Annotated in this window: 7 protein-coding genes; 4 read left to right on the top strand and 3 right to left on the bottom strand. The window is 48.2% G+C overall.

What is annotated here, in order from left to right; all coding sequences use genetic code 11:
• Positions 1–282 precede the first annotated feature (282 nt).
• Entirely contained in the window at positions 283–663 is a 381-nt protein-coding gene (locus tag ACEW9J_RS19960) for a nuclear transport factor 2 family protein (protein WP_373546840.1), read from the bottom strand.
• Positions 664–863: 200 nt separating this feature from the next.
• On the opposite strand from ACEW9J_RS19960, the gene ACEW9J_RS19955 reads away from it, so the two are divergent.
• The 3 genes from ACEW9J_RS19955 (at position 864) to hemW (ending at position 4570) form a co-directional block, all read left to right on the top strand.
• On the top strand, positions 864–1754 hold the full coding sequence (locus ACEW9J_RS19955) for a helix-turn-helix domain-containing protein (protein ID WP_373546839.1): 891 nt from the start codon (positions 864–866) through the stop codon (positions 1752–1754).
• Between the two features lie 171 nt (positions 1755–1925).
• Positions 1926–3281, top strand: coding sequence for an acetyl-CoA carboxylase biotin carboxylase subunit (gene accC, locus ACEW9J_RS19950; protein ID WP_373546838.1), 1356 nt, complete (start codon positions 1926–1928; stop codon positions 3279–3281).
• A gap of 101 nt (positions 3282–3382) precedes the next feature.
• Entirely contained in the window at positions 3383–4570 is a 1188-nt protein-coding gene (hemW, locus tag ACEW9J_RS19945) for a radical SAM family heme chaperone HemW (protein WP_373546837.1), read from the top strand.
• 91 nt (positions 4571–4661) lie between these two features.
• Here hemW and tadA read toward each other — a convergent pair whose 3' ends face one another.
• The gene (gene tadA, locus ACEW9J_RS19940; protein ID WP_373546836.1) at positions 4662–5138 is read right to left on the bottom strand and encodes a tRNA adenosine(34) deaminase TadA; all 477 of its coding nucleotides are present in this window, start codon (positions 5136–5138) and stop codon (positions 4662–4664) included.
• 255 nt (positions 5139–5393) lie between these two features.
• Complete coding sequence (locus ACEW9J_RS19935) at positions 5394–5531, bottom strand: hypothetical protein (protein ID WP_373546835.1); 138 nt, start codon at positions 5529–5531, stop codon at positions 5394–5396.
• A 67-nt stretch (positions 5532–5598) separates the two neighbouring features.
• Between ACEW9J_RS19935 and ACEW9J_RS19930 the strand changes: the two genes are divergently transcribed.
• Positions 5599–7626: an ABC1 kinase family protein gene (locus ACEW9J_RS19930; protein WP_373546834.1), complete on the top strand. Its 2028-nt coding sequence runs from the start codon at positions 5599–5601 to the stop codon at positions 7624–7626.
• The last annotated feature ends 183 nt before the right edge of the window (positions 7627–7809 follow it).

Genomic DNA, 7809 nt, shown 5'->3' with positions numbered 1-7809 from the left:
TGGCTGCCGTCATCGTCCTAATTCGTTACCGTCCAGAAGGTCTATTTACAGTTCAAAAACGCGGTTAAGTTGTTTGTGGTGGGTGGCAGATTGGCGGTTATGTCTGAAACCTAGATGGTGGGCAGTGCCCACCCTACACCCTACCCCCTACCTCCTACCCTCTATCCCCTACCCTCTGTCTTGATTCGCTGAACCGTCGGGGAACCCGACGAGCGCGAATCGCTACCCTCTCATCACAGTTAACCTCGGACTTTCGCAAGAGGTCTATTGAACAACAACTGGTTAAGTACCGAGGCTAGACGATGGAAGTGGACAGACTTCCATCGCTTGAATCAAGCCATGCCCAATGGTGAAACGGTGGCCAACGTGCTCATCGGCAAGCACGGCTCCGGCTAGATCGCGCACGACCTGATGCACATCGACCAAGACCTGCCCAGCATCCTCCAAGTGAAAGGCAACTGGCTCGACGTGTCCATCGATCTCGCTCCACTGCTCTGTCCAGTAAGCGCGGACTTCTTCAGGCCCACGGACAAAACCGCCTTTAAACGCTCTGGGCCAGGTCACGTCGGGAGTCATGAGGGCGAGGGCGCGATCGATGTCGCGCGCGTTGAAAGCTGCATAGGCTGCACGTAGCAGCTCGATTTCTGGAACAGGTTGTGGCATAAGAGGTAGGTGAAGGAGATGGAATAGTGTCTAACTTGTCTATTGGCCGAATTTTATCCCTTCGATTGGGATACTCGGTACGATCGCCTTTTGTGGACACCCCCTACAATAGTCTTAGCCGTAACGTGCCGTCTCATCCAATTCTGCTAAAATTATCCTAATCCTGCTTGGGATGTGAAATCTTGACTGGGTTAAAGCCAATGGTGAATCATGCAACCTCCACACTCGATTTTACAAACCAACAAGAAGCAGCGCGAGTGCTTCCACAAACACCCCTAGTAGCTAGTTATCATACGGGATGGCAAGGGTTAACCTTCACCCACTACTGCCATCCTCCCCACAAAACGGTGGAGCATTGCCTTCTACAGCATTCACTGGTAATCACAGACCCCAAAAGTTGCTTTCAGGCAGAGCGTCATTTGGACGGTAAATTTAAACAATATGCCCACGGGAACGGTCGCGTAGATGTTATCCCAGCATTTCTAAGTCATTGGACAAATTGGGATCGGGAGGTCGAATTTTCAACGATCGCGATTTGTCCAACATTGCTGAATCAAACCACTCAGGAATTGATGCCGCGTGAAATAGAACTGATTCCACAGTTTGCGATCGACGATCCGGTAATCCAACAATTAGCCCTCGCGCTCAAGCTGGAAATCCAAACGGGTTGTATGTCTGGTAGGTTGTATGGTGAGTTATTGGGAACAGCACTTGCTGCTCGTTTGGTGCAGAACTATGCAGTCAGCAAACCTGCGTTTGAGTTCAAAGCCAACGGTTTACCCCAGTCACAGTTGGAGCGCGTTATTGATTACATGAAGGCGAATTTGACACAAGATTTATCAATTTTGGATTTGGCGACCCTGACTGGCATGAGCGCATCCCACTTTAGCCGCTCCTTCAAGCAATCGGTGGGAATTGCACCCTATCAGTATTTGATGCAACAACGTGTGGAACGAGCCAAGCAATTACTGGAAAAGCAATCGATTGCAATTAGCACCATTGCCCTAGATTGCGGCTTTGCAAATCAAACTCATCTCACAAAAGTCTTCCGTCAGATGACCGGGATGACACCCAAAGCTTATCAAAAGTGACGATCCAACGTGGATTTTGGGGTCACATTTCCATTGGTTTACATAGATCGATCCTGGCATGGGATGGGGTGAAATGAGAACAGGCTCACCACTTTGTATATACTGAGTCATGAGCCTGAAAATAAAATCTGTCACCATCCCCATCTTCAGAAGTTAGGAATTTTTATCACAATGTCATTTTCTAAAATCTTAATTGCCAATCGGGGTGAAATCGCTCTGAGAATTATTCGTACCTGTGGCGAGATGGGGATTGGCACAGTTGCAGTGCATTCGACGATCGATCGCAAGGCTCTCCACGTCCAACTCGCCGATGAAGCGGTATGTATCGGCGAACCAATTGGCAGTAAAAGTTATCTCAATATCCCCAATATTATATCTGCTGCACTGACCCGCAATGCGATCGCGATCCATCCTGGCTATGGCTTTCTGGCAGAGAACGCCCGCTTTGCCGAGATTTGCGCCGATCATCATCTCACCTTTATCGGCCCTTCCCCAGCCGCAATGCGGGCAATGGGGGACAAATCCACTGCCAAAGAAACGATGAAACGGGTGGGCGTTCCCACCGTACCTGGGAGCGATGGACTCCTCGCCGATGCCGAAGCAGCCCTCAGAGTCGCCGCTGAAATTGGCTATCCAGTCATGATCAAAGCTACCGCTGGCGGTGGTGGGCGCGGAATGCGGCTAGTCCGAGAAGAGGCGGACTTAGTGCGGTTATATCATGCCGCCCAAGGCGAAGCAGAAGCCGCATTCGGGAATGGTGGCGTATATGTCGAGAAATTTATCGAATGTCCGCGTCATATCGAGTTTCAAATCCTCGCCGATAACTACGGGAATGTCGTCTATCTCGGCGAACGCGATTGCTCGATCCAACGGCGGCATCAGAAGCTACTAGAAGAAGCTCCCAGCCCAGCCTTGACTCCCGAACTTCGGCAAAAAATGGGTGCAGCAGCGATCGCCGCCGCCAAATCGATCGACTATGCTGGAGTGGGTACCGTCGAATTCTTGCTCGATAAACATGGTGATTTCTACTTCATGGAGATGAATACCCGCATCCAAGTCGAACATCCCGTCACCGAAATGATTACCGGACTAGATCTGATTGCCGAGCAAATCCGCGTCGCCCAAGGTGAAAAAATGTCATTCACCCAAGAGCAAGTAGTACTAAAAGGACACTCGATCGAATGTCGAGTCAATGCCGAAGATCCCGACCACAATTTCCGCCCATCCCCTGGTAAAATCACTGGTTATCTGGCTCCAGGCGGCCCAGGAGTGCGGATCGATTCCCATGTGTATACCGATTATGAGATTCCACCCTTTTATGACTCTCTGATTGGCAAATTAATCGTCTGGGGAGTCGATCGAGATACAGCAATTCGCCGGATGCGCCGCGCCCTCCGCGAGTATGCAATTACGGGCGTACCGACAACGATTAATTTTCATCAACGGATTCTCGAACATCCCGATTTTATCAAAGGTGAAGTATACACCAACTTTGTCGAACTGATGATGTCCAAAGACGAACGTTGATTAAAGCCGATCTAACAAAGATTTGGGATTGAAATCCCCAGTATTAAACATTGGTGCGTTACGCTGCGCGATAACACACCCTACAACTATCAACTATCAACATGCTGCCAACTGCGGCTTATATTCATATCCCCTTCTGTCGGCGGCGGTGCTTCTACTGCGACTTTCCCGTATTTGTAGTCGGAGATCGGCACAATGGATCTACCTCTGGAAATATCCAACTCTATGTCGAGCGATTAGGCAAAGAAATTGCGGCACAAGTCAGCTACGATCGACCCCTAGAAACAATTTTCTTTGGTGGTGGTACCCCTTCCCTCCTCACAGTCGCACAATTAGGGCAGATTTTAGACTGGTTAGCAGCTAAATTTGGAATTGCCAGTAATGCCGAAATCTCGATGGAAATCGATCCAGGCACCTTCGATCTAGCCCAACTTCAGGGATATCTCCAGGCGGGGGTAAATCGCGTCAGTATTGGCGTGCAAGCATTTCAAGACAACCTACTGCAATTATGCGGTCGATCGCACACTGTGAGCGATATTTACCATGCTGTAGAGCTACTTCATCAGGGCGGTGTCGAGAACTGGAGCTTAGATCTGATTTCTGGCTTACCGCAACAAACGATCGCTGACTGGGTAGCTTCTCTAGAATCTGCAATCGCCCTCAACCCCATGCACATCGCCTGTTACGATCTCGTAGTCGAAGTCCAAACCCCCTTTGCCAAACAGTATCAACCAGGGAATACCCCCCTACCCAGCGATGAAGCTACCGCCCAGATGTTTCGCCTCGCCCAGCAGACTCTCACAGGTGCTGGCTACCACCACTACGAAATTTCTAGCTACGTCCGCAACATTGACTACCAGTGTCGCCACAATCTCACCTACTGGCAAAATCAATCCTATTATGCCTTCGGGATGGGTGCAGCCAGTTATCTAGAGGGTTATCGCTTCACTCGTCCCCGCAAAACTCAGGAATATTATCAATGGGTAGCCGACGGCTGCGATTGGCAAGAAGTAATCACCTCAGTAGAGGATCGGTTTTTAGAAACCTTCATGCTAGGATTGCGACTGACTCAAGGTGTCAGCTTGCGATCGATCTTAGCTGAATTTGGAGTCGATCGAGTAGACAATTTATTAAAATGCGTCCAGCGATATCAACAACAAGGATGGGTAGAGATTGACTCGATCGAACATCGCGATCGTCACTTGAGATTATCAGACCCAGAAGGATTATTATTTTCTAATGTCGTACTAACAGAAATATTCAGTCAAGAGTCGATAGTTGACAGTTGATAGTAAGAATACTGTAGGGTGTGTTATCGCGAAGCGTAACGCACCTAAGGGAATAGCTGATTTAGGATCGCTATAGTCGATCGTTAAATTTTTATTGGTTCGATCGAGTTCGCTTGTGACGAAACCAATCTCTTAATTGTTGACGACAAGTGGATTCTAAAATACCACCAATTACAGTTAATTTATGATTGGAAGCTGCACTATCGGGAATATTTAACACCGTGCGAACGCTCCCAGTTTTGGCATCATCAGCACCATATACCAATAACCCCAACCTTGCAGCGACGATCGCACCAGCACACATCGGACAGGGTTCGAGCGTCACATACAGCGTACATCGATCGAGATGCCAATTATCTAAATACGCACCCGCCGCTCGAATCGCCACAATTTCCGCATGAGCCGTCGGATCTCGATCGCGTTCCCGCCGATTTTCACCCTCCGCAATTATCTCACCTTCAGGGCTTATAATTACCGCCCCAACAGGCACCTCACCAGCATTTCCTGCATCTGTCGCCAACTCGATCGATCGCTCCATCCAGCGTTGATGTAATTCAAAATCTATCATTTAGTTAGGCTTTAGGCTTTAGGCTTTAGGCTTTAGGCTTTAGGCTTTAGGGGTAGAGGGTAGAAGGGAGTAGATAGGATTGGGGCAGTCAAATTCAAGCTAAATTATAGTCCAGTAACCTCGAACTAAAATCTAACATGGAGCGAATGCCGCGCCTAGATCCACACAAATCGAACCTTACGCAGGGGAGTTTGAGGGGCAGAACCCGCCTCTCAACGGAGAGCCGGGTTCTGCCCCCACTAGGAAAAACGAATCTCACAAATTCTCTTCGTCTACCGTCAAGCTTAGTCCCAGCAGATCCAAGCCAACACTACACATAAAAATAACGATCGGCATCCCGATCTCGCCCACGCGGACAACCCCCACACCTAAACAGGCTAGTGGCGTTAGCATAGATAATATCCCCTGTCAGTTCCTAAAAATTGTTACAATACTTAATAGGGCTAATTATCACCACCTCATGAACACCACATCTTCTAATCAGTTCTCACCAGAGATGAATCGAGTCGATGCTCCGTCTAACCAGTCAGATGCCGCCGTATCCACAGAACTAGTGGCTGATGCAGAAGTTGTGAACTCCAGACGAGTGAAAGAAATTGCCGACGAAACATGGCTAGGCTACGATCCGATCGCTACCGCCGAATACTATAGTAGTCAGCCCCTCAAAGTATTTGGTCGCTTCCTCAGTATTTTCCTACCGATCTTTAACTTTGCATTTGGGTTGTTGCTTGACAAATTTACCAACCGCAGCAAAGAAAATCTAGGTAAACGTGCGATCCAAATTCGGACATTATTAACTAAATTGGGGCCAGCGTATATTAAAATCGGTCAGGCACTCTCTACACGTCCTGACTTAGTACCGCCCCAATTTTTAGAAGAACTAGCACAACTCCAAGATAATATCCCCGCCTTTTCTAACGAAATTGCCTATCAATTTATCGAAGAAGAACTCGGTGACAGACCCGAAGCCATCTATGCTGAAATTAGCGATTTACCGATCGCCGCCGCTTCACTCGGACAAGTATATAAAGGCAAACTCTGGAGTGGTGAAACCGTCGCGATCAAAGTCCAACGTCCAGGACTCGCCGATAGCATCGGCTTAGATTTACATGTCGTGCGGACTCTATCTATTTGGGCGCAAATTAATTTCCCACAGATTCGGAGTAACTTAGTTTCGATCGTCGATGAATTTGCCGAGCGGATCTTCGAGGAAATGGACTACGAAAACGAAGGGCGCAACGCCGAAAAGTTTGCCGCATTATATGGCAGTATGCAGGATATCTACGTACCCAGTATTTACTGGCAATATACAGGTAGACGCGTTCTAACAATGGAGTGGATTACCGGAACAAAATTAACCAACCTCGAAGCAGTCGCCGCGCAAGGACTCGATGCGACATATCTAGTAGAAGTTGGCGTTCAATGTTCGCTCCGACAATTATTAGAACACGGTTTCTTCCATGCCGATCCTCATCCTGGTAATCTTTTAGCGACACCCGATGGTAAATTAGCTTACCTAGATTTTGGGATGATGAGCCAAGTTAAACCATACCAACGATACGGGTTAGTAGAAGCGATCGTGCATTTAGTCAATCGAGATTTTGATGGGCTAGGACGAGATTTTGTCAAGTTGGAATTTCTGACTCCAGATACAGATCTCACCCCAATTATTCCCGCTTTGACGTACGTTTTTAATAGTTCGCTCGGCATTAGCGGCACCAATATTGCTGACTTAGATTTTAAGAGCGTTACCGACCAATTATCGGGCGTAATGTATGAGTTTCCCTTCCAAGTGCCAGCTTACTACGCATTGATCCTGCGATCGCTTGCCACCCTCGAAGGAATTGCCATTTCTGTCGATCCTAACTTCAAGGTACTCGCCAAAGCTTATCCCTACGTCGCCAAACGACTACTCACCGATCCCGCTCCAGATCTGCGAAACTCCCTCAAAGAACTCTTATTTAAAGATGGTTCCTTCCGCTGGAATCGCCTCGAAAATCTGCTCAATAATGCCCGCAGTAGCGACGAGTACGATCTCAACCAAGTCATCGACCAAACCTTAGATTTCATTCTCTCCGAGCGCGGTACCTTTATCCGCGACTACCTCGCCGATGAAATCATCCGAGGCTTAGACAATTTTGGTAACAATACCCTCCAAAATGTCACCCACGCCATCCAGAAAGGGATCGGCATGAAGGTACCAGCAACCGTCAACAACACCCAAGAGTTATCCGAAGGGCTGGGACACATCCAACGGATTTGGAACATCTTGCAGCAGACTAAAGGCTTCGATCCGACGATCGTTTTACCTAAGATCCCCCAGATATTATTCAAGTCCGAAACCCAATCCTTCGGACAAAAAATCGCCAGCGGTTTGACCCAACGGATGGCAGCTCGGTTGATTCGCGAGGTACTATTGCAAGACGTACCGACTGCACCTGTAAACAATCGCCCCCAACTCGCTTTACCCAATCGCATCAGACCATAAATCGTTCGCGTAGCGTACCGGAGGTAATCGCAATCTAATCTAAATGGGTACCTCGCCTGGGTACCCTTTTTTGTGAGTAATTTAAATCGGGAGGAGATCGGGATCTATGCAAATAACCACTGATTCAATCTGTGAAATTTCGAGCAACCCATAGCGCGACCTGAAGTCGATCGCGTAAATTCA

Source organism: Chamaesiphon sp. (assembly GCF_041737865.1).
Lineage (GTDB): Bacteria > Cyanobacteriota > Cyanobacteriia > Cyanobacteriales > Chamaesiphonaceae > Chamaesiphon.
This window is presented reverse-complemented; position numbering and strand designations above follow the sequence as displayed.

Bases quoted from the DNA above. Each gene is read 5' to 3' on its own strand.
- ACEW9J_RS19960 (WP_373546840.1), bottom strand. From the start codon at position 663: ATGCCACAACCTGTTCCAGAAATCGAGCTGCTACGTGCAGCCTATGCA.
- ACEW9J_RS19955 (WP_373546839.1), top strand. From the start codon at position 864: ATGGTGAATCATGCAACCTCCACACTCGATTTTACAAACCAACAAGAA.
- accC (WP_373546838.1), top strand. From the start codon at position 1,926: ATGTCATTTTCTAAAATCTTAATTGCCAATCGGGGTGAAATCGCTCTG.
- hemW (WP_373546837.1), top strand. From the start codon at position 3,383: ATGCTGCCAACTGCGGCTTATATTCATATCCCCTTCTGTCGGCGGCGG.
- tadA (WP_373546836.1), bottom strand. From the start codon at position 5,138: ATGATAGATTTTGAATTACATCAACGCTGGATGGAGCGATCGATCGAG.
- ACEW9J_RS19935 (WP_373546835.1), bottom strand. From the start codon at position 5,531: ATGCTAACGCCACTAGCCTGTTTAGGTGTGGGGGTTGTCCGCGTGGGC.
- ACEW9J_RS19930 (WP_373546834.1), top strand. From the start codon at position 5,599: ATGAACACCACATCTTCTAATCAGTTCTCACCAGAGATGAATCGAGTC.